At 57.2% G+C, this 22764-nt stretch carries 19 protein-coding genes; 6 read left to right on the top strand and 13 right to left on the bottom strand.

All coding sequences use genetic code 11. The features are described 5' to 3' along the window. Positions 1–18: 18 nt before the first annotated feature. From FN806_RS08740 to FN806_RS08715, 6 genes are read left to right on the top strand one after another with little or no spacing between them, the layout of a single operon-like run. The gene (locus tag FN806_RS08740; RefSeq protein WP_142636162.1) at positions 19–1728 is read left to right on the top strand and encodes an IlvD/Edd family dehydratase; all 1710 of its coding nucleotides are present in this window, start codon (positions 19–21) and stop codon (positions 1726–1728) included. Beyond that, positions 1728–2495: an SDR family NAD(P)-dependent oxidoreductase gene (locus tag FN806_RS08735; protein WP_142636160.1), complete on the top strand. Its 768-nt coding sequence runs from the start codon at positions 1728–1730 to the stop codon at positions 2493–2495. The genes FN806_RS08740 and FN806_RS08735 overlap by 1 nt, the downstream gene beginning before the upstream one ends. Positions 2496–2499: 4 nt before the next feature. Further along, complete coding sequence (locus tag FN806_RS08730) at positions 2500–3393, top strand: 2-dehydro-3-deoxygalactonokinase (RefSeq protein ID WP_142636158.1); 894 nt, start codon at positions 2500–2502, stop codon at positions 3391–3393. Then, a complete protein-coding gene (locus FN806_RS08725; protein WP_142636156.1) occupies positions 3390–3995 on the top strand; it encodes a 2-dehydro-3-deoxy-6-phosphogalactonate aldolase in 606 nt (201 codons plus the stop codon). Before FN806_RS08730 ends, FN806_RS08725 begins: the two co-directional genes overlap by 4 nt. Beyond that, positions 3992–4852 carry an SMP-30/gluconolactonase/LRE family protein gene (locus FN806_RS08720; RefSeq protein WP_142636154.1) on the top strand — a complete coding sequence of 287 codons (861 nt, stop codon included), beginning with the start codon at positions 3992–3994 and terminating at the stop codon, positions 4850–4852. The genes FN806_RS08725 and FN806_RS08720 overlap by 4 nt, the downstream gene beginning before the upstream one ends. Then, the gene (locus FN806_RS08715; protein WP_142636152.1) at positions 4849–6768 is read left to right on the top strand and encodes a beta-galactosidase; all 1920 of its coding nucleotides are present in this window, start codon (positions 4849–4851) and stop codon (positions 6766–6768) included. Before FN806_RS08720 ends, FN806_RS08715 begins: the two co-directional genes overlap by 4 nt. 27 nt (positions 6769–6795) lie before the next feature. Here FN806_RS08715 and FN806_RS08710 read toward each other — a convergent pair whose 3' ends face one another. The 13 genes from FN806_RS08710 to FN806_RS08650 all read right to left on the bottom strand — a co-directional run bounded on the left by FN806_RS08710 (position 6796) and on the right by FN806_RS08650 (position 22709). Beyond that, positions 6796–8046 carry an ABC transporter permease gene (locus tag FN806_RS08710; RefSeq protein ID WP_142636150.1) on the bottom strand — a complete coding sequence of 417 codons (1251 nt, stop codon included), beginning with the start codon at positions 8044–8046 and terminating at the stop codon, positions 6796–6798. Next, positions 8043–8963: an ABC transporter permease gene (locus FN806_RS08705; protein WP_142636148.1), complete on the bottom strand. Its 921-nt coding sequence runs from the start codon at positions 8961–8963 to the stop codon at positions 8043–8045. The genes FN806_RS08710 and FN806_RS08705 overlap by 4 nt, the downstream gene beginning before the upstream one ends. 12 nt (positions 8964–8975) lie before the next feature. Then, positions 8976–10088 (bottom strand): ABC transporter ATP-binding protein, encoded by a 1113-nt coding sequence (locus FN806_RS08700; RefSeq protein WP_142636146.1) that lies wholly within the window; start codon positions 10086–10088, stop codon positions 8976–8978. Between the two features lie 116 nt (positions 10089–10204). Continuing rightward, complete coding sequence (locus FN806_RS08695; RefSeq protein WP_142636144.1) at positions 10205–11329, bottom strand: extracellular solute-binding protein; 1125 nt, start codon at positions 11327–11329, stop codon at positions 10205–10207. A gap of 141 nt (positions 11330–11470) precedes the next feature. Continuing rightward, positions 11471–13435: a beta-galactosidase gene (locus FN806_RS08690; RefSeq protein ID WP_221929478.1), complete on the bottom strand. Its 1965-nt coding sequence runs from the start codon at positions 13433–13435 to the stop codon at positions 11471–11473. Beyond that, a complete protein-coding gene (locus FN806_RS08685) occupies positions 13432–15078 on the bottom strand; it encodes an amino acid ABC transporter permease (RefSeq protein ID WP_142636140.1) in 1647 nt (548 codons plus the stop codon). Before FN806_RS08685 ends, FN806_RS08690 begins: the two co-directional genes overlap by 4 nt. A 65-nt stretch (positions 15079–15143) precedes the next feature. Further along, positions 15144–15893 (bottom strand): basic amino acid ABC transporter substrate-binding protein, encoded by a 750-nt coding sequence (locus FN806_RS08680; protein WP_142636138.1) that lies wholly within the window; start codon positions 15891–15893, stop codon positions 15144–15146. A gap of 22 nt (positions 15894–15915) precedes the next feature. Continuing rightward, a complete protein-coding gene (locus tag FN806_RS08675; protein WP_142636137.1) occupies positions 15916–16962 on the bottom strand; it encodes a LacI family DNA-binding transcriptional regulator in 1047 nt (348 codons plus the stop codon). After that, positions 16962–17714: a sugar phosphate isomerase/epimerase family protein gene (locus FN806_RS08670; RefSeq protein ID WP_142636135.1), complete on the bottom strand. Its 753-nt coding sequence runs from the start codon at positions 17712–17714 to the stop codon at positions 16962–16964. Before FN806_RS08670 ends, FN806_RS08675 begins: the two co-directional genes overlap by 1 nt. 84 nt (positions 17715–17798) lie before the next feature. Then, complete coding sequence (locus tag FN806_RS08665) at positions 17799–18881, bottom strand: ABC transporter ATP-binding protein (protein ID WP_142636133.1); 1083 nt, start codon at positions 18879–18881, stop codon at positions 17799–17801. Between the two features lie 3 nt (positions 18882–18884). After that, positions 18885–20540 (bottom strand): alpha-amylase family glycosyl hydrolase, encoded by a 1656-nt coding sequence (locus tag FN806_RS08660; RefSeq protein WP_142636131.1) that lies wholly within the window; start codon positions 20538–20540, stop codon positions 18885–18887. Positions 20541–20549: 9 nt separating this feature from the next. Further along, complete coding sequence (locus FN806_RS08655; protein WP_142636129.1) at positions 20550–21698, bottom strand: carbohydrate ABC transporter permease; 1149 nt, start codon at positions 21696–21698, stop codon at positions 20550–20552. Positions 21699–21701: 3 nt separating this feature from the next. Beyond that, entirely contained in the window at positions 21702–22709 is a 1008-nt protein-coding gene (locus FN806_RS08650) for a carbohydrate ABC transporter permease (RefSeq protein ID WP_142636127.1), read from the bottom strand. Positions 22710–22764: the final 55 nt, after the last annotated feature.

Here is a 22764-nt window from a genome sequence, read left to right as displayed (position 1 = left end):
ATTAAAGGGCTGACAATAATGACAAAAAAACGCCGCTCGCAGCATTGGTATGGCAAGCTGGACAAGGATGGTTTCATCCACCGGTCCTGGATGAAGAACCAGGGCTTTCCCGACCATGCCTTTGACGGGCGTCCCATTATCGGCATCTGCAATACATGGTCCGAACTGACGCCGTGCAATTCCGGCCTGCGCGATCTGGCCGAAGGCGTCAAACGCGGCGTGTGGGAGGCTGGCGGCTTCCCGGTCGAATTCCCGGTCATGTCGCTGGGTGAAACCCAGATGAAGCCCACCGCCATGCTGTTTCGCAACCTACTGGCCATGGATGTCGAAGAATCCATCCGAGCCTATGGGATTGACGGCGTGGTTCTGCTGGGTGGCTGTGACAAAACTACGCCGGGGCAACTTATGGGAGCCGCCTCGGTCGATCTGCCCGCCATCGTTATCAGTTCCGGCCCGATGCTGAACGGCAAGTATCGCGGACAGGATATCGGCTCGGGCACGGATGTATGGAAGTTTTCCGAAGCCGTGCGCGCCGGGGAAATGACCCTGCAAGATTTCATGAATGCTGAATCCGGCATGTCGCGCAGCGCCGGTGTCTGCATGACCATGGGCACCGCGTCGACCATGGCATCCCTGGTCGAAGCAATTGGCATGAGCCTGCCCACCAACGCCGCGCTGCCCGCCGTAGATGCTCGCCGAATGGCGCTGGCGCATCTGACTGGCAAACGGATCGTCGAGATGGTGGATGAAGACCTCAAACCCTCGGACATTCTGACCAAAGAAGCCTTTGAAAACGCCATTCTGGCCAATGCTGCCGTGGGCGGCTCTACCAACGCCGTGGTGCATCTGCTGGCTTTGGCCGGTCGTGTAGGCATCGACCTGACACTGAAGGATTTTGAGATCGGGTCGGATATCCCGCTGCTTGTGAACTGTATGCCCTCGGGCCAATACCTGATGGAGGATTTCTGCTATGCAGGTGGCGTGCCTGTGGTTTTAAACGAACTCAAACCCTTCCTACGACCTGCCAAAACGGTTCTGAACAAGGATATTTCGGCCCATTACGAAGGTGCAGAATGTTTCAACCGCGATGTGATCCGTTCCTTCAACGACCCAGTGAAACCTGCCGCAGGCCTGCGTGTGCTGCGCGGCAACCTGGCGCCGAACGGGGCCATTGTTAAACCTTCGGCGGCCACGGACGCACTGTTGGAGACCGAGGCTGTGGCCCATGTCTTCGAAAGCATCGAAGATATGAAGGCCAATATCGACAGGGATGACCTGCCGGTGACGCCCGAGACTATATTGGTGCTGAAAGGCTGTGGACCCAAGGGTTATCCCGGCATGCCCGAGGTTGGCAATATGCCGATCCCGGCCAAGCTGGTGAAGGACGGTGTGCGCGACATGATCCGTATCTCGGACGCACGGATGTCCGGCACGGCATTTGGCACTGTCATCCTGCATGTCAGCCCCGAAGCCCAGGCGGGCGGCACGCTGGCGCTGGTCAAGACCGGTGACCGTATCCGTGTATCCGCTAGCAAGGGCGCGCTCGAGTTGCTGGTTGACCAAGTTGAACTGGACGCCCGACGCGCCGCATGGCAACCGGATGCTCCGCATTACACCCGCGGCTATGCCAAGCTTTACATAGACCACGTCCTGCAGGCCGATCAGGGTGCGGACCTGGATTTTCTTGTCGGCAAAGACACCCGCCTTGTGACCAGAGAGAGCCACTGATGGACCAACCCGCCACTTTCCACGACCTGAACGGTGCATCCGTCTTTATCACCGGAGGTGGTTCTGGTGTCGGGGCCGCTTTAACGGACGGATTTCTGGCGCAGGGTGCGCAGGTCGCCTTTATCGGGCGCTCCGACGCCAGTGCCTTTGTTGATGAGATGCGCGCCAAGCACGGGCGCGGGCCGCTGTTTCTGCAAGGCGACATGACAGATACCGACCTGCTGCGCGCCTCAATGGCCAAAGCCGCCGAGGCCCATGGCCCCCTTGGTGTGCTGATCAACAATGCCGCCAACGACAAGCGCCATTCGCTTGACGAAACCACGCCCAAATTCTGGGACTGGATGATCGAGGTGAATCTGAAGGCGTATTTCTTTGCCTGCCAAGAAGCCGCACGTCAAATGCAGGACAAGGGCGGATCAATCATCAATTTCAGCTCGATCAGCTATATGATGGGTAATTCCGGTTATCCGATCTATACGACATCAAATGCCGGGATCACCGGGATGACCCGGTCGTTGGCGCGCGAGCTTGGCCCGCAGAAAATCCGCGTTAATGCGCTGGCCCCCGGATGGGTTCTGACACAGAAACAGCTGGACATGTGGGCCACGCCAGAAGATCTGTCCGCACATCTGGAACGCCAATGCCTAAAGGACCACCTGACGCCCGAGGATATGATCGCACCGACCCTGTTTCTTGCGTCGGAAGCCAGTCGCGCCATGACCGGGCAATGCATGGCCGTTGATGGCGGTGTTGTAGTAACAGGATGAGAACATGACAATCGAATGGATCGCTGTTGATTGGGGAACAACTCATCTGCGGGCATGGGCAATGCAAGGTGACACCATTCTGGACCAGGCTCAGTCCGCAAGCGGCATGGACCAAATTCCCCGGGATGGGTTTCAAAAAGCACTGCTGGACCTGATCGAGGGCTGGCTTGGCGATACGGTCATGGATGTGGTCGCCTGCGGTATGGTGGGTGCGCGTCAAGGCTGGGTCGAGGCACCATATTCCGCTGTACCTTCGGTTCCTGTTCCCGATGCACCTGTCCGCGTTCCGGCAACAGATCCCCGTATCCGCGCCTTTGTCGTACCCGGGCTAAAGCAAACAAGCCCCCCCGATGTCATGCGCGGAGAAGAGACACAGATCGCCGGTTTTCTGGCCCACCGGCCAAACTGGGACGGCATCATTTGCCTGCCCGGAACGCATACCAAATGGGTACAGGTCAGCGCGGATGAAGTCGTCAGCTTCCGCACATTCATGACAGGCGAAATCTTCGGATTGCTCAGCAATCAATCCGTCCTGAAACATACGGTCAGCGAAGGCTGGGACGACGCAGCTTTTGCCGAGGCTGTGGCGGATGCCCTGTCCCGACCGGAACAACTTGCCGCGCGCCTTTTCGGCCTGCGGGCCACTGATCTGCTGCAGGGTCAGGACTCCGGTGTCGCACGTGCGCGTCTGTCGGGATATCTGATCGGAGCGGAACTGGCCGCGTCCCGTCCCTATTGGTTGGGCCAGCAGATTGCCATTATCGGGGACCAAAGCCTCTCGGAAATCTATGCCATCGCGCTGAAACAGCAGGGTGCATTTGTTGAAATAGCCGACAGCACGCAATCTACATTGGCAGGTCTTTTGCAGGCCCGAAATCTGACGAGGCAAACCGCATGAGCCGTCCTATCATTGCAATTCTGCGCGGTCTGCAACCCACCGAGGCCGCCGAGGTCGGGCAGGCCCTGATCGACGCGGGCATAGACCGGATCGAGGTGCCCCTGAACTCACCCGATCCGTTGACCAGCATCGGCATTCTGGCGGAACGTTTCGGCGATCGCGCATTGATCGGCGCCGGAACCGTCCTGACCATCGAACAGGTCGATGCGGTGGCCGGGGTCGGCGGCAAGCTGATTGTCTCGCCAAATTTCGACGCTGAGGTGATACAGCAGACGATCAAACTGGGCATACAAAGCTGGCCAGGCGTCTATACCCCGACCGAGGCCTTTGGCGCGCTCAGGGCAGGGGCAACCGGGCTCAAACTGTTTCCGGGCGTGATGGCGGGGCCCTCGGGCCTGGCCGCAATACGCCCGATCCTGCCCAAGGACGCGCTGGTCTTTGCCGTCGGTGGGGCAGGCCCCGAAAACTTTGCCGAATGGCTCAAGGCCGGGACGGACGGGTTCGGGATCGGGTCGGCCCTGTATAAACCGGGAATGGCCGTTGCCGACATTGCAGAGCGCGCGCGAAAGATCGTCTTGGCCTATGACAAGGCCGCCCAATGAGTGTCGTGTTTGACGACCGTCCCTGCGATCTGGGCGAAGGGCCTTTGTGGCACCCGGAACGGGCGCAGCTATTCTGGTTCGACATCACCGGCAACCGCCTGATGACCCAGAAGGACGGGCATCAGCAAAGCTGGCAGTTCCCGGAAAATGTTTCAGCAGCGGGCTGGGTGGACAGGGACACGCTGTTGATGGCTTCCGAGACCGGGCTGTGGCGCTTTGACCAGAAAACCGGCGCGCGTAGCTTGGTCACCCATCTAGAGGCGGACGATACGGTCACCCGTTCCAACGATGGCCGCGCTGATCCCTGGGGCGGTTTCTGGATCGGCACCATGGGCAAGAACGCCGAACCCGGCGCTGGGTCCATCTATCGGTTCTGGCGCGGAGAACTGCGGCGGCTGGTGCCGGATGTCACGATCTCGAACGCCATCTGTTTTGCGCCGGATCGCTCTTGCGCCTATTTCACCGACACGGTCACCAGACAGGTCATGCGCTGGAGTTTGGACCCGGAAACCGGGTGGCCAGAAGGCCAAAGCACCGTGTTCCTCGACCTTACCAAAGACCAGCTGAACCCTGATGGAGCAGTGGTCGATACGAGCGGAAATATCTGGATCGCCCAATGGGGCGCCAACCGCGTGGCTGCTTACTCGCCTGAGGGTCGGTTCCTGAAGGCGGTCGGTTTTGACGCGGCCCATGCCTCGTGCCCGGCTTTTGGCGGGCCAGACCTGACAACGCTGTTCTGCACCACCGCTCGCCAAGGGCTGGATGCGACACAGATTGAAACCCAACCTACCAACGGAATGACCTTTGCCGCGCCCGACGCAGGCAAAGGTCAGGCAGAGCACAGAGTCATCCTATGAACCCCGAACTTGGCGTTTGCTATTACCCCGAACATTGGCCAGAGGCGATGTGGGCGGACGATGCAGCACGTATGGTCGAAACCGGCCTGACATGGGTGCGGATAGGCGAGTTCGGCTGGAGCCGGATGGAGCCCACGTCGGACGATCTGCACTTCGACTGGCTGGATCGCGCAATCGAAACCTTAGGTTCTGCCGGGTTGAAAGTGGTGCTGGGCACGCCAACAGCGACGCCGCCACGCTGGATGCTGGACAAACACCCGGACATGCTTGCCGTGGATGCGCAGGGTCAGCCGCGCAAGTTCGGCTCACGCAGACATTATTGCTTTAGCCACACCGGGTATATCGAAGAATGCGTTCGGATCGCATGTGTCATGGGCGAACGCTATGGGCGCAACCCGCATGTCGCAGCATGGCAGATCGACAATGAATATGGCTGCCACGAAACCACTGTCAGCTATAGCCAACCCGCCCTACACGCCTTTCAAAACTGGCTGGAAGGTCAATACAGCACGATTGAAACCCTGAATGCAGCGTGGGGAAATGTGTTCTGGTCAATGGAATATGACAGGTTTGATCAGATCGAACTGCCGAACCTGACAGTGACAGAACCCAACCCGGCCCATGTTCTGGCCTTCCGGCGGTTCAGTGCAGATCAGGTGGTGGCCTTCAACAGGGCACAGGTCGAAGTGCTGCGGCCCCTGACCGATGCGCCTTTGCTGCACAATTACATGGGGCGTGTGCTGGATTTCGACCACTTCGCAGTGGGTGCCGATTTGGATATCGCCACATGGGACAGCTATCCGATCGGGTTTCTATCTGACCGGCTTGAGGCGGATAAGGCGCATAAGTCGGCCTTTCTGCAGCAAGGCGATCCTGACATGCAGGCCTTTCATCACGATCTGTATCGCGCTGTGGGGCGCGGGCGTTGGTGGGTGATGGAACAGCAACCCGGCCCGGTGAACTGGGCCCCTTACAACCCTGCACCTCTGCCCGGCATGGTGCGCCTGTGGTCGCTTGAGGCCGTGGCGCATGGGGCAGAAGTGGTCAGCTATTTCCGCTGGCGGCAGGCGCCCTTTGCGCAAGAACAGATGCATGCAGGACTGCTGATGCCGGACAACCGCTCTGCCCCGGCTTTGGCCGAGGCGCGCCAAACCGCCGATGATCTGGCCGGGCTGGGAGCAATCACACAGGCCCGAACGGATGTCGCGATCCTGTTCGACTATGCCTCGGATTGGGCCTGGGCGACGCAACCTCAAGGGGCTGGGTTCGACTATTTCAAACTGGTCTTTTCAACCTACCAAGCCCTGCGCCGAGCCGGATTGTCAGTGGATTTCCTGCCTGCGGAGGACATCCCAAAGGCGGGATATAAGGTGATCCTTGCACCGGGTCTGGCGACCATTGGTCCCGATCTGGAACAACGCCTGACCGATGGTTGTGAACTGGCTGTTCTGGGCCCGCGCTCTGGCGCCATCACGCTGGACTTTCAGATACCCGCAACTGGTCGCCCCGGGCTGACTGCACTGGATTGCACTGTCGATCTTGTGGAAACTCTGCCCCCTCAGGTGACCCGGGAAGTTGATGGTGGCGGCGCAGCCCGTCACTGGGTTGACCGCCTGTCAGGAAAGGCCCCGGACCTTTTGACATTTCAAGACGGAACACCTGCCCTGAAAGGGACCGACCACATGTGGTATCTGGCCGGGTTCCCGGATGACACGTTATGGGATCGCGTGATCAGCATGGCCGCTGCTCTGACAGGCATTGCCTTGCATCCGATGCCTCAGGGTCTGCGGCGACGCCAGACGGCCGGGCATACATTCCTGATCAACTACAATTCGGCGCCGGTTGAATGGAACGGCCGGATGATCGAAGCCTGTGATGTGTTCATTCAGGAAAATGACACGCCCGCCGAGGGGTAACCCCGGCGGGCGCAAACTGCGAGGCGCTTAGTTCGCCTGCAAACTGTTGGGATCAAAGGCACCGCCATTGCCCGAAGGCGTTTCAGTACCAGAATCCTCTTCTTCGTCACCCAGAGTATTCGGCGCAAACACATTGCCGAAACCGCTGTTATTCGAGGGTTTCGGGGCCGATTCCTGCGCACCCTCTCCCTCTTGCTCAGCCGCTTCCGCCTCGCGCTTTTTGCGCTGTTCTTCGCGCTGCTTGCGCAGCTCTTGAATACGCAGATCAGCTTCAAGGCGCTTTTGCTCTTTGACATCTGCGACACACTGAGCCGGATTGTAGGCGGTTGCGGTTCCGACCACAGTGATCGTGGCAACCGCAAAGACAACCAGCAGAACCGCAGCAAGGTTCCCGGCAAAGAAGCTGGGAAGCTTGATCTTGCCCGCCAGTTCCTCCACCGTGGCGTTCTTGCGTGCAGCAGCCACCAGTTCCTGTCGCTTCAGCTTGGCCTCGTTCAGCAGGGCAAAGAACACCGTCAGCGCCACGATGATGAAGGCCAGCGCCGAGATCGAGGGCGTGATGCCATAGCGCACCTTCTGCGCCAGTTCGATGGTCAGCGTCGGGTATTCACCAAAGGTGAAGGTGGTGGTGTTGTAGTTCTCAAACGAGGCCAAGAACGCCAGCACTGCCGCGCTGGCAATCGCCGGACGCATGAACGGAAGCATGATCTTGCGGAACGCCTGAGCATGGGTTGCACCCAGATCCAGCGCGGCCTCGGTCAGCGCCATATCATAGCGCTGCAACCGTGCCACCAGCACCAGCATGCAATAGCTGGCGATAAAGGTGGATTGGCCGATCACCGTCAGGAATATCCCGTTTGACAGGAAACTGTCGGCACCCAAGCCCAACATCCGGTTGATCCGGTCCCAGAACACCAGTGTCGAGATACCCAGAACAACGCCCGGGATCAGGATCGGCGCGATGATGACCGTATAGTAGGTCGCGCGCAGTTTCGGCCAGATCTGCGTCAGCATCAGCGCGCCCGCAAGACCCATCGCCACCGATAGAACCACCGTTCCGGCGCCGATGATCAGTGAGTTCTTGATGCCGTTCAGGATACGTTGGTCCTGAAACAATTCGCCAAACCACTGGAAGGTCAGACACTCCCACGGTGTCATCCTTGGGAATTCGGACGAGTTGAAGGCCGTGACCGACATGATCACCAGCGGACCCAGAAGGTACAGGAAGAACAGCACCAGGTAGACCCAGATGCTTACACGGAGGAAGGACAAATTCATTTCCCGATATCCCCCATATTCACCTTGAACAGACGCATTACGGCCAGCACGAACAAGATACAGGTCACCAGCAGAACGATGGCGTAGGCGGCACCCTGCGGCCAGTCATTGTTGTCGTTGAATTGCTGATAGATCAGCTGCGTGAACCACAGGGAGGACGGCCCGCCCAGAATTTGCGGCGCGGCCAACGCACCCGCGGACAGCATGAACACCATAGTACAGCCCGAACTGATCCCTGGCTTGGCATAGGGAATGACCACGCGCCAATGGATACGCCACCAGGGGGCTCCCAAATCTCGCGCCGCCTCGATCTGGTTTTTATCCAAACTTTCTATGACGTTATACATCGGGAAGATCATCAGCAAGATATAGGCATAGCCCAGCCCGGCATAGAGCGCGATGTCATTGCGGATGAAATCAAACGGCATATCCCAGACCCCCAGCCCAGTGAACAGCGTGTTCAGTACACCGGTTTCGCCAAAGATGATCCGCAGGGCAAAGGCGCGCAGGATCTCATTGATCCAGTAGGGGATGATCAGCATGATCGCAAAGATGCGGATGTGACTGCCCTTGGACTGACCCAGATAATAGGCGATCGGATAGCACAGGATCAGGTTGAAAATCGTAACGCATACCGCGGCCAGAAGGGTGCGGAAAAACACCCTCAGATCGACGGCGTTATAGTCCTGGCTGCCGCCTTCCGGGCCATAGATCAGGTATTTGTAGTTCTCCAGCGTATAGACATCCTTTGGCCCCCCGATCTCGGGCGGGGGCAGGTTTGGCCGGAATGAGAAATCCAGCATCGACAGCTGCGGCAGGATGATCAGGCCGATGGTCCAGAACAGGACCAAACCCAGTATCATCAATCCCATGCCTGTGCCGTTGCGGTTGAAGAATTCTTTCAGAAAATGGGGCATATTTTTATCCCCTTATTCCGCGGCCAGCTCACCCGCTGGAACCAGAACCGCATTATGGGTCTGATATTCCAACGTGATGGTCTGCCCGGTATGGTCATCGAAAGATTGGCCTAGATTGGGCAGCGATACCTTAATTTCCTTGCCGCCATCGCCTTCGGTGAAAATATTGAAGGCGTTACCTTCGAATTCTTCATGGTTCACGCGGGCGGTTACAAAATGGTCGCCCACTGCACCGTCCGGGGCAATCGCCAGCGCCTCGGGGCGAATGAACATCATCGCGTCATCGCCTTCTTTCAGCTTGCCCTGATTTACAGTGGAAATCCGTGCGACCAGATCGCCGGATCGGTTGGTTGCAATCAGCGCCTCATCTCCCATGACTTGCTTGATCTTGCCGCGGAAAACGTTGTTTTCGCCAACGAACGACGCCGCAAAAGCCGTGTTGGGGTCATTGTAAATTGTCTTGCCATCGGCAATCTGGTCGATCACTCCTGCACGCATTACGGCGATATTGTCCGACATGGTCAGCGCTTCGCCCTGGTCGTGGGTGATATAGATAAAGGTGATACCGACACGCTTCTGAATCTCGCGCAGCTCGGTGCGCATATGCTGGCGCAACTTCAGGTCCAGCGCCGAAAGCGGTTCGTCCAGCAGCAGTACATCGGGTTCGGCACATAGGGCGCGGGCAATCGCCACGCGCTGACGCTGACCACCCGAAAGTTCGCTGGGCAGCTTGTCACCCTGTCCCGGCAACGCGATCATGTCCAACAGCTCATCGGCCCGCTTGCGGCGCTCGGCCGCGCTGGCGCCTTTGATCTCCATCGAGAAAGTGATGTTTTCCCAGACTTTCATCAGGGGGAACAGCGCGAGGTTCTGAAAGATCAGGGCAGTCGGGCGCTTGTTGGGCCCGATGCCGCGCATGTCATTACCACCGATCAGAACCTTACCCTCGCTGGGGTCCAGAAACCCCGAAACAGCGCGCAAAATCGTTGTCTTGCCGCAACCGGATGGTCCCAGGAACGAAAAGAAATCGCCCCCGTTTATGTTCACATTTGCGTCCCGCACCGCGACAAAATCGCCGAAACGGATCCACAGGTTTTCAAGATCTACACCGACCCCTGCACTCATTTTTGGTATCTCCGATTGATGCGCTGGTGGTGCGCACCCAAATGGGTTCCGTCACGCAGTGGCGTGCGGGTTGGGAGCCCCCCGCGTTTAGCGGAGGGCACTTCTTTGAAAAGCTATCAGGCGCTTTTGAACTTGTTGACGAACTCGGTCCGGGTTTCCGCATACCAAGGCGCTTCGGCCGGCCACGGGTTGAGGTTGGCCAGCGAGTCGCCCGGATAGGCTTCGGCGAAGTTCTTCTTGTAGGTGTCGCCCGAATATTGGTCGGCACCCAGAACGGGCGAGTTGTACCCGTGGCTGTCGATCGCAACACCGGCCGGTTTGGCCTGGTAGGCAAAGTCGATGAAGGCATAAATCTGGTCGATATTGGCAGCACCTGTTGGAATTGCCATACCATCAACCCAGGCCATCGCCCCTTCAACCGGAGCCTGATAATGCACAGGCTCACCTGCAGATTTAAGTGCCAGCGGCGGGCCATCCCATGTCTGGCCAACAATCACGCCTTCGTTCAACAGACCGTTCTTCTGTGTGTCGGCGTCGTTCCAGATCAGCTTGATGCGGTTCTTACGTTCGATACACCAATCTGCGATCTGACCCCAAACCTTGCGCATGGTATCTTCGTCGCCATAAGCGGCCCAGACGGAACCGGGCTCCATCTCGCCTGCGCGCTCCATGTACAGGCCTGCGCCCAGCATCATCGAGTGCGCGCGGCCCATGGTTTTACCTGCGTTTGCCTCGGACCAGACATCGCCATAGGACGGTGCATCACCTTCAGGCAGCCACAGGTCAGTCCGATATGCGATGCCTTCGGTGCCCCAGATATGCGGCAACCAGTGCACGCCCGAGTCGGCAAAGTTCCAGGCATCTGTACCAATCGCGGCCATCGCCGGGTTCACCAGATCAATCGGAACCTTGTTCATGTCAAAAGGCTGCAACAGCTCAAGCGGTTCCCACTGCAAAGACCGGTTATTGGTCGGCGACACGATGTCGAAACCCTGACCCTTGGTGGCCTTCATCTTGTTGATGATTTCTTCGTTCGACCCGATACCGGTATAGTTCACCTTGATTCCGGTCAGTGTTTCGAATTCCTGCAAGAATGCTGGTGGCAGGTAATCGGACCACATCAAGATGTTGATCTCACCCGAGGACGCCAGCGCGCTTTTGCTGTAAAGCGGTGCAGCAAGTGCTGCCGCCCCTGCGCTCTTCAAGATAGTACGTCTGGAAAGGTTTTTCCGTTCGGCCATATTCGATTCTCCCATAGTTGGACTTTCAGTCCTATTGTTATGCAATCACAGGCTAGAGGGTTGCTGCAAAGCTGTCAGTCCAAAAGGGACAGTTTGCAGAATTCATAGGTCCAGTTTGCAATCATGTCCGCAAGCTCTGGTTTACTTCCACTTCCAGACTGAGACACCATAGGATGGGATTTCTGAAGTACCAACAATATATTGCCGATTTTCGTCATCCGGCAGAACCTGTGCGGCAGCCCCGAAGTTGAACCCAAAGCCGAGGTCACCCCGCTGTGTAACACGAAGGTCCGGGCCACATTCCCGTATCGGAAGGCCCGCCCATGTCAGCGCTTTAATCAGGATCGCCCGTAGCAACGGCCCGTTTGGGATCATCGCCAGATACATAGCCCGGTCCGATTGCACAATCGCCGGGCTGCCAGCCCTGTAAGCACTTACGAAATGCGCGATTACCTGATTTTCGGTCTCGATGACTTCCCGCCAGCCTTTAAAATCAAAGGTTCCGGTGCTCTCGAGGCTTACGGATTCACCCGCCAGATCAGGCAGGGATTCGACGCGTATGACTTTTATCCCTGCTAGATCGGCCAACTCTCCGGGAGCGAGATTTTCAGGGGTCCACATGTCCACAGTCTTGCTGCCCGCACGGGCACCGATCAGCAATTTGGCCTGGCTGTGGTGCAATCTCTTTGCCAGATCGGGCGAGATGATCATGTTTTGCGGCAATACGATCAATGAATACCCCGTCAGATCATCATCGGGACCAACGAAATCCAGATCGACCCCCAATGCACGCAGGCCAGCATACCAAACCCGGAAAATCCCGGCATTCGGGAATGCGTCGTCATGTGGCAGGATATCTGCAGCCCAGATGGATTCGTAATCCAACAGAATTGCCACAGCTGCCTTCTGCCGGGTGACTTCCGGCAGGGCAGCACGCTCTTTTGCAACCTGCGCCAGTTCCAGCGCGGCCTGATCCGGGCTGCCATCCGATCGCAGAAGCGCCGTGTGGAATTGTTCCTGCGCGAACTTCGCCTGACGCCATCGGAAGAACATCACTGCCTGTGCACCGTGGGCAAAAGCGGCCCACGTCCAAAGCCTGACCATCCCATCCGCTGGTGAGGGGTTCTTTTCGGCCCAGTCCACCGGGCCGGGCTGTTGTTCCAGAACCCACATTCGGCCCCTGCCCTGGCTGCGATACAAATCGCAGTGAAACCCCTGATAGTCCGGCGCGCCTGTTCGCAGGTATCGACGTTTGTCTTCATCAGACAGTGACGATCCCAACAGGTTGCCCAGCGGATAGCTGTCAAAACCGACCACATCCAGATCCGCCGCAACAGCGTGATGGTCGAACTCAAAGCTGCCTGCCATGAAATTATGGGTAATATCGCGGCCCGGCGCAAACCTGCGCAGAATATCCGCCTGAGCACGATTGAAATCCCGCACCCGATCCGAAGAATAGCGGGCAAAATCCAGAGCATGGGTCGGGTTCGGGCTGGCCACCAAACTTATGGGCAGTTCGATCTGATCAAAATCGGAATAGAGCGACCCCCAAAACACTGTCCCCCATGTTCGGTTAAGCGCCTCAATCGTGCCATAGCGGTCTTGCAACCATCTGCGAAAACCGGTGCGAGCGGCATTGGAATAGCTCAGAACCGTATCGTGATCGTTATATTCATTGTCGATCTGCCAGGCACGAACAAATGGATTTTCGCCATATCGACGGGCATATTCCGTGGTGATCCGACGGGCCTCGGTCAGGTAGATATCGCTGGAAAAACAATAGTGTCGGCGCGACCCGAACCCACGCACCCGGCCATCCGGCCCCACTGGCAGAATCTCAGGGCAGTCATCCACTAGCCATTTCGGAGGTGCAGCCGTAGGCGTCGACATCATCACGCGCAAACCAGCATCGCCCAGAATGCCGATCACCTCGTCCAGCCAGCCCCATTCGAACCGGCCTCTTTCCGGCTCGATCAGGCCCCAGGTAAACTCGGCAATCCGAACCCAATCCAGACCCATATCGACCATGCGCTTAGCATCGTCGCGCCACTGCGATTTGTCCCATTGCTCGGGGTAATAGCAAACGCCCAGCTCAAGCCTGCTCATCGGTTTTCCCGTGCGCTGCGGCGTTCGATCCATTTGAGGAAACTAGCGCAACCAAGCGTCACCACGACATAGAGGATCGCCGCTGTGTTGAATGGTGCGAAGGGCAGAAAACTTGAGGCCTGAAACTCGCGCATGCGCTGAGTCATGTCGCGGACCGACAGGATGGACAGCAATGAGGTATCCTTGATCATCGCGATAAATTCATTGCCCAAAGGTGGCGTCACTATGCGCAATGCCTGGGGCAGGATAATAAGCCGGGCAGTCTGCCAGCGGGACAGCCCAAGCGAGCCGCCTGCTTCGATCTGACCTCGTGGGATGGCCTCGATCCCTGATCGGAAAATCTCGGCCATATAGGCCGAATACCCTATGGAAATGGCGATGATGCCGCGGGTCATGTTGGTCATGTCGATGCCGCCACCTGTCGCATCCTTGACCGCACCGGCAAGCGGCAAGCCGATATAGAGGATGATGACCAGCATTGGAATGCCGCGAATGGTATCGACAAAAAACTCGGCCCCTACAGCCAGCGGATGTAGCTTATGCTGTGCGCCTCCGACCGTCAGTGTCAGAAGCAAAAACCCGAAAACCGCAAAAGTCAGCGCCGGGTTACGAAACTTGTCCGGCAGAAAACTGGATTGCCAGATCACCGGATAGCCCTGCGTATGAACGCCGGCCGGAACAAAAGCACCAGATACGCTGTCGACGGTTGTGATCTGATCCAGCGCAGAGGCGGCATCGGGGGCGCTGCGAATGCGATACTGTTGGCCTTCACCTCCGTCGAACTCTCCGAACCGGATCAAATCCGCCTGGGCCTGCGGCGTACCCCGAACAATGGCAATTCTTGCTTCAGTACTGCCAACCAGAACAAAGCTCACCTTTGGTTGCATAAAAAAGAACGCCGACACGGCCAATAGTGTCAGGCTGATGGACCCATAGACAACGGTTGTCCGAGCTTTGGGCTTGAAGGACTGCAAACCGACCCAGACCAGACCCATAATGGCCGCAAAGATATAGGCAAAGATCGCTGCACGGAACGTTATCGCGATCCCGGTCGCAAATTGCCAATGCGCAAGAAACAACAGGTAAAACAAAACCAGACCGGTCAGCAGTTCGAGTCCAATCTGAACATAGGCTTTCATGGATCGTGGGAAACGGGCCGTCAGAGGGATCACCGCGACCACCATCGCAAACCCTACCAGCAGGGCCTGTAGTCTCATTTGCACCTTTGCGACGATCTCGGGAAACAAGACCCAAGGTTGCGAAGATCGGTCAATGAACTCAGACGTATTTTCGCTGAGCGCATTAAAGAAGACGGATTCCGCAAAGGGCATCAGCACCTGAGGCTGGAAAAGTCCAAGGATCGCCAACCCGGCCGAGGCCGGGATTGCCAAAACCGCCGCAATCCTCAACCAGTTCGGCGCGATGGTTTGAAACCGGATGCGGCGCGCCGAGAGATAGGCCAATATGGCCACGGCCAGTATCAGAAGAAACCCAACAAAAATGGGCCCCGCATTTTCACCAATCCCCAAAATGGCAACCAATGACCTCAGATATTTCGAGGATGAGGCAAACAGGTAGATGATGAACGGGGCAGCGGCGAGCAAAACAAGATTACTCGGCCGGATCGAGCTTAGGCGGATCATGGCGTCCCTCGGGTTATGCGTGACCCGGCAGGTTTTCCCGCCGGGTCAGAAAGGGTTTCAACGGCTCAATCAGTGCCCCAGTATTTGGCAACCAATGCGTCCATCGTACCGTCAGCCTGAATGGCGGCCAGCCCTTCGTTTATGGCGTCAACGGTTGCGTCACCTTCCTGAAACACAATACCCAGCGGATCAGACTGAAGGCCTGTGATGCCTACAGCCAATTCCCCGGCAAATTCCTGTTCATATGCCGATGCCGAGGTTCCATCAATGATTACCCCCTGTACGTCAGCATTCTGCAACGCCAGGATCGCAGCAGAGAAATTGTCATACAGGCTGACATTCTCGCGTCCCACCAGTTCTTCGGCCAGCTGGGCATTGGTGGTGCCAGTCTGCGCGGCTAGCTTCTGACCACCTGCTTTGAAGTCATCCAACGTCATGTCAGCATTGTCGACCTGCAGCAGGATCGCCTGACTTACAATGATATAAGGCTCGGAAAAATCCATGTTTTCTTCGCGTTCAGGCGTGATCGAGACGCCCGAGATCACGAGGTCGAACTCCCCTTGCTGAAGCGCGGCAAAGATCCCATCCCAGGCTGTATTTACGAAATTCGGGACGCAGTTCACCTTTTCACAGATCGCATTCATGACATCGACATCAAATCCCACAATCTGACCCGTGGACTCATCGACCGTCTCCATGGGCGGATAGGTGGCATCTGTTCCGATCTTAAGTACGCGCCCTTCAAGATCCGCTGCAAACACAGCAGGCGCGGCAAGCGCGGTCAGGGCGGCGGCGGCAAATAGGTTTCTTAACATCTCCGGTTACTCCTTTGTTGGTTCAGGTGTTTAGCGCCGCTTCCGGCGCGACTGTGTCAGGTTGCCGCTCGATCAAAATGGCCCTGATCTTTTTTTGTGTTTCGGACGGGTCAACCCCGTCCAAAGCCTTGAGCATATACTCACCCAGCAATCGACTGGTTTCCTCAATAGGGACGTAATAGGTGCTGGGCGGAGGGACAAAATAACGGCTAAGTTGCAGATCATCGGTCGAGATCACGGTCAGTTCGCGACCGACCTCAACACCCGCCGCATGGGCAGCAGAAAGCACACCCAAGGTCATGGCTTCGTTCGCGCAGATGATCGCGGTTGGCCTGTCGGATAGCCGCATCAAAGCCTCAAAGGCATTATACCCCGTTCGTGCGGTCGTAGGCCCGCTGAAGATCAGGGTCGGGTCAACGGTCAGACCGGACGCTCTGAACGCCTGGGCATAGCCCGTTCGGCGTTGCGTCGCATAAACCAGGTCATCCGGCGGGTTCACCAGGGCAATCCGGCTATGCCCCAAGGCTAGCAATCGTTGCGTTGCATCGTGACCTGCTGCCTGACTGTCGATATCGACATAGGCATGTGATCTGCCGCTGTCGCTCATACCCATGGTGACAAAGGGGAAACCATTCTGTTGCAGATAGGCAATGCGCGGATCGGCGTGGCGCGTACCCGAGAATATCACCCCGTCCGCCAATCCGTTCTGAACGATTTCCTTCAGCGTCGCCATCGTTCCCTGCAGGCCCGCCACGCTGTGAACGCCAAGTTCATAACGCGACCCTTTCAAAGCCCGCGAAATACCCGCGACAATGCGTGTGAATTCGACACCTTCCCATTCTTCATCTGAATCAGGTGACACGCTGACCAGAACGCCGATGCGATAGGACTTTTTTGTCCGCAGCTTCAGCCCGTCCAGATTGACCCGGTATCCAAGCTGTTCGGCGGCGAACTGAATCTGCTGCCGCGTTTCTTTCTTGACGGTTTCCGCACCACGCAGCGCGTTCGAGACGGTTCCGACAGAAAACCCCGTCTGCTTTGCAATCGACTTGATCGTCGCGCGCGCCACTATGTCACCTCAACGCTGCGCATTCGCATCAACAGGTCATGTCCCGTCTGCAATGTTTGCGCGTGATCGGCAGTTTCATCATGTTCCACAAAAAGGTCAGCGCAGGGACTGTCAGCCAGAACACGCAGGACCAGAGGCCAGTCCACAACCCCCTGCCCCAGATTTCGCCAGCGCTCGTCGCCTTGTCCGGCCAATGGATCAACGTCTTTAGCATGGACGGAAACGATCCGGTCGGAATAACGGCTCAGCAGTGCAGCGGGGTCAGAAAGCGCCGAATACAGCCAACCGATATCCGGCTGCCATCCAATGGCCTCATGCGACAGGACCATATCCAATGGCGAGCCCTGCCCAAGATCGACAAGGTCAAAATCGTGGTTATGATAGGCAAGGCGCACACCGTTTGCCGACAAGGCATCAGCCCATTCCGACAACCGGCCCGACACTGCCTTCCATCCCTCAGCTGTGTCGGGCCGAGCCTTGGGCGACAGCCAAGGCATGACCGCCACAGAGCATTCCAAAGCTTCAAGCATTCTAAGAATGTCATCAAACCGTGTTTCAAATTCTTCCCAGTCAAAATGGGCCGATCGAACGGTGAAACCAGCCTGTCTAACCACATTGGTAACCTGCTTGGGGGTAAGATCGTGGAACCCGACCGTTTCAATATCGGTGAACCCGCAGGCACGCACCAAGTCAAGCTGGGCCGCCAAATCCCCAACCTGCCGGACTGTGTATAACTGCGCTGAAACTCGCATTTCCACGGTTCTACCACAAAATGAAACGTTTCAATCAAGTTGAAACAGCATCAGGGGTCTTGTCAAGAACCGTGTTGGAAAGGGTTATTTCCGCATGGAAACACCCTGATGGAACAAATGAACCTTGTCAGGATTCGCAGAGACCATCACGGTCTTGCCCCGCATATTCTTCTGAACGCCCGGAAGCTTGGCAATAAGGGCATCCGTCCCATCCTCGACCGCGAAATATAATAACGTCACCTCACCCAGGGCTTCGGTAAAGTCCACGACTCCTTCGAGAATTGGATCGCCGTCAACAGACACAAAATCTTCGGGTCGCACGCCAATCTTCACCTGCTTGCCTTCGTCATCGGCCTCGGTTGCAATCGCCGAAACGGCCTTTCCGCCACCGTCCAGTTTTACGACAGTCTGCGCACCAGTTTGAGTGATCACTCCGGGCAGCAGGTTCATTGCTGGTGAACCGATGAATTGCGCGACAAACTCATTGTCGGGCGTCTCATATAGTTCCAGCGGCGTCCCAACCTGAGCGATCCCCTTGTTGGCCAGCACGACGATCCGACTGGCCAATGTCATCGCTTCGACCTGATCATGGGTGACATAGATCATCGTGCTGTCCGGCATCGCCTCTTTCAGGCGAGCGATTTCGATCCGGGTGGCGACACGCAGCGCCGCGTCCAGGTTCGAAAGCGGTTCGTCGAACAGGTAAACCTTGGGGTCGCGAACAATGGCGCGCCCGATTGCGACACGCTGACGCTGACCACCGGATAGCGCTTTGGGCAACCGGTCCAGATAAGGTTCAAGCTGTAGGATGCGGGCCGCCCGATCGACCGCGGCGCCAACTTCAGCCGCCGGCATTTTGGCTATCTTCAGCGCAAAGGCCATGTTTTCGCGAACGGTCATATGCGGGTACAGCGCATAGCTTTGGAACACCATCGCGATACCTCGCTGTGCTGGCGGCACATCGTTCATCACCTGCCCTTCAATCTCGAGCGTTCCGCCCGAGATCTTTTCCAACCCGGCGACCATGCGCAGCAAGGTGGATTTGCCACAGCCCGAAGGCCCGACGAAAACGATCAACTCGCCCCGCTCAATCTCAAGATTGATGTTCTTCAGAACATCCACATTGCCATAGGTTTTGGCTACATCTGTGAGGTTTAGCTCTGACATGGTTTATTCCTTCTCCCTCAACAGCAGGCAGAATTGTGCAGCACCCAGAGACACTGTCCCCGTTCCCGCGACGCCACCCAGCTCTTCTCCGATCACGCGCCAGTTCCAGCCTGGCAAGATTACTTCGGAACGTTCGGTACCGAGGTTAAATGCGCAGAACACCTCTTCCGCTTGATCTTCACGCGTGAAGGTCAAAACGGTCCCGATCTGCGTCATGTTCTTTTGCGCCCCCAACATCAAAGCCGGATGGGCATGGCGGAATGCAATCGCACGACGATAGTGGTGAAGCATGGACTTGGGCTCAGCCTCTGATCGATCCACGGCACGCTCGGCCTGAGGGTCACTGACAGGCAACCAAGGCTTGCCGGTGCTAAAGCCCGATTGTTCATCCTGCGCAGCCCAAACCATCGGCGTCCGGCATCCGTCGCGGCCCTTGAACTCAGGCCAGAATTCGACGCCATACGGGTCTTGCAGATCGTCAAAGGCCACGTCCGCCTCGGGCAGGCCCAACTCTTCGCCTTGATACAAGCAGGCCGAGCCGCGCATGCACATCATCAAAACTGCATGCTGTCTGGCGGCTGCATCGTCCAGACGCCAGCGCGACGCGTGACGTTCCACGTCATGGTTCGAAAATGCCCAGCAAGGCCAGGCATCACCTGCTTTGTCCTCGAGCTGATCAAATACCTGCTGTGCATAGCTGGCAGTCAAAGCGCGCTTTTCAAGGAACTCAAACGCATAGCACATGTGCATGCGCTTATTACCGCTGGTGTATTCGCCCATTATCTCAAGCCCGCGCTGTGCGTCGCCCACCTCGCCCAGACAGGCGCGACCTTCATATTGATCGGTCAGGGCCCGCAGGCGTTCCAGAAAGGCAATGTTCTCGGGCTGGCTTTTGGAGAACAGGTGGTCCTGATGGTTATACGGGTTTACCATCGGCGCGATTGAGGCATTGCGCTGATCGACGGGCAGGGCAGGATTATCTCGCAACTGTTCGTCGTGGAAATAGAAGTTGATTGTATCCAGACGAAACCCATCGACACCCAGATCAAGCCAGAACCTGGCAACATCCAGCAAGGCGTCTTGCACATCCGGACAGTGAAAGTTCAGATCCGGCTGCGAGGTGAGGAAGTTGTGCAAATAATACTGCAAACGTCGCGAGTCCCACTGCCAGGCCGAGCCCCCGAAAATCGACAACCAGTTGTTCGGCGGCGTACCGTCCGGTTTTGGATCGGCCCAGACATACCAATCGGATTTGGCGTTTTCACGGCTGGCGCGGCTTTCGCTGAACCAAGGGTGCTGGTCTGACGTGTGCGACAGAACCAGATCAATCATCACCTTCAACCCCTGGGCATGGGCGTGATCCAGCAGGTCCCGAAAATCCTCCATCGTGCCGAACATCGGATCAACATCGCGATAGTCGCTGACGTCATATCCGAAATCCTTCATCGGAGATTTGAAGAAGGGCGAAATCCAGATCGCATCAACGCCCAGAGAGGCAATGTACCCCAATCGCTGGGTGATGCCTTTCAGGTCTCCGATCCCGTCACCATTGCTGTCCTGAAAGCTGCGCGGATAGATCTGATAGATGACGCCACCACGCCACCAGTCAGCGGCCACCTTGGTTGCATTGGAAAGTTCTGCTGTGTTCTGCACGTTCATCAGACGCCTCTATTTGACCGACCCGGCCAGCAGACCACGGACCAGGTATTTTTGCATTGCGAAGAAAACAGCCAACGGCACAGCGATCGAGACGAACGCCGCCGTGGCAAGGATTTCCCAGTTTCCACCCCGCGTTCCAAGCAGCTCGACAATCCGGTTTGTCATCACTGTGGTCTGGCCGGACGCATCGATTAGGAACACTTTGGCAACCAACAGATCATTCCAAGTCCAGAGAAATTGGAAGATGGCAAAAGACGCCAATGCCGGAAAGCTGAGTGGCAGGATCAGTTTGGTAAAGATCTGGAACTCGGTCGCGCCGTCTACACGTGCGTTTTCGATCAGATCGCGCGGCAGCCCGGCCATGTAGTTGCGCAACAGGTAGATGGCCAATGGCATCCCGAACCCGGTATGGGCCATCCAGACGCCCAGATAGCCTTTCTCAATTCCGATGCTCAGGTGAAATTTCAGCAGTGGGATCAGTGCCAGTTGCAGCGGCACCACCAACAGGCCAACAACCGCGGCGATTAACAGTGCCCGACCTGGGAAATCCATCCAAGCCAGCGCATAAGCGGCAAAGGCGGCTACTAGGATCGGAATGATCGTCGCCGGTATCGTGACCGTCAGCGTGTTGAAAAACGCCCGCCCCATACTGTCAGTGCTGTCTTCAGCAAGCAGGACCTTGTGGTAATTGGCCAGGGTGAACTCGGGAGGCAGTTCCGCCGTCACAAAGACGCGCGTGCCGCGACTGCCGGTGAATTCTTCGGTGTTTTCCATCCGGTATTTGCCGTCGGCATCCACCGTGATCGTGCCACCCTTGCGCAGCTCTGCCGTGTCACCGGGTACAAAATCATCAATCGCCCGGGAACTGGTGCCCCATTTTGAGATCGCCGCCTGTGTGCCCGCCTCGAACAGGTTGCCTTCGATCACGTAAACGCCATTCTCCAGCACCTGAGTTTCAGGTGCTGCAGCGCGCAGGGTCAGGTTCTGCTCGGATGGGAACAACGACCGCCACCAGCCGCTTGTGGCAATCTGGTCGGCAGTACGAAAGGATGAGATCAACAGCCCCAGCGTCGGCACCACCCAGAGCACGACCAGAAAAAGAACCGAGGCATGGACAGCCCAGCGAAGGGCGGGTTTGGTTCCTGCTATTTCGCTCATGGCCTACTCCATCTCTTTGCGCGCATTGCGCACATTCCAGACAAGGATCGGTGCCACCAGCAGCATGATCACCATGGCCGAAGCCGAGCCCACGCCCCAGTCATTGGTGCGGAACAGCTTGTCATACATGTAATTGGCCAGAACCTGCGTTTCCCACTGGCCGTTTGTCATGGCAAACACGATGTCAAATACCTTGAGCACAGTGATGGTGATCGTGGTCCAGACCACCAGGATGGTGGTCTTGATCTGCGGCACCTTGATACGGAAGAAAATCTGGAACGGATTGGCCCCATCCAGAATGGCAGCTTCGATGGTTTCCTCGGGAATGCCGCGCAGGGCGGCTGACAGGATGACCATGGCAAAACCAGTCTGAATCCAGACCAGCACAACCATAAGAAAAAAGCTGTTCCAGAAGGGAATGGTCAACCATGTCTGCGGCTCGACCCCTCCGAAAAAGATGTAAAGCGCGTTCAGCATCCCGATCTGGTCCTGCTCAACCGGACGGGTGTCATAGACCAGCTTCCAGATCACCGAGGCCCCCACGAACGAGATGGCCATCGGCATGAAAATCAGAGACTTGGCGATGTTGCCCCAGCGGATGCGGTCGGTCAGCTGAGCCACCAATAGGCCAAACGCTGTCGACATTGCAGGCACCACGATCAGCCATAACATGTTGTTGCGCATGGCTTCCCAAAACTTGGGCTCCTTGGCCATCTGGATATAGTTGTCCAGCCCGACCCATTTGTAGCCGCCGCCCGGGACACGATCAGTCAGTGACAGGCGTAGGGTTTCGACAACCGGATAGGCCAGATACAAGCCCAAAGCAGCCAGCGCTGGGAACAGAAACAACCAAGGCCGGATCATGTTCGCGCGGTTGATATTCCGGCCAGCATTCGGCCCCCGAGGCGGGAACAGAACTTTGTCCAGAAACTGATTGGATAGATAGAAGTAGCCCACGCAACCTGACACGCCGATGGCGATGGTCAGCAGGCCTTGAAATGCCGGGTGCATGCCGCTCTCCCTTGCGACGATAGGTTCGGGCAACCCGGCAGAGCGGGTTGCCCAA

Source organism: Ruegeria faecimaris (genome assembly GCF_900182615.1).
In the GTDB taxonomy this organism is placed as follows: Bacteria; Pseudomonadota; Alphaproteobacteria; order Rhodobacterales; family Rhodobacteraceae; genus Ruegeria; species Ruegeria faecimaris.
Note: the sequence above shows the minus strand (reverse complement) of the source record. Positions and strands in the feature narration are given on the sequence as shown.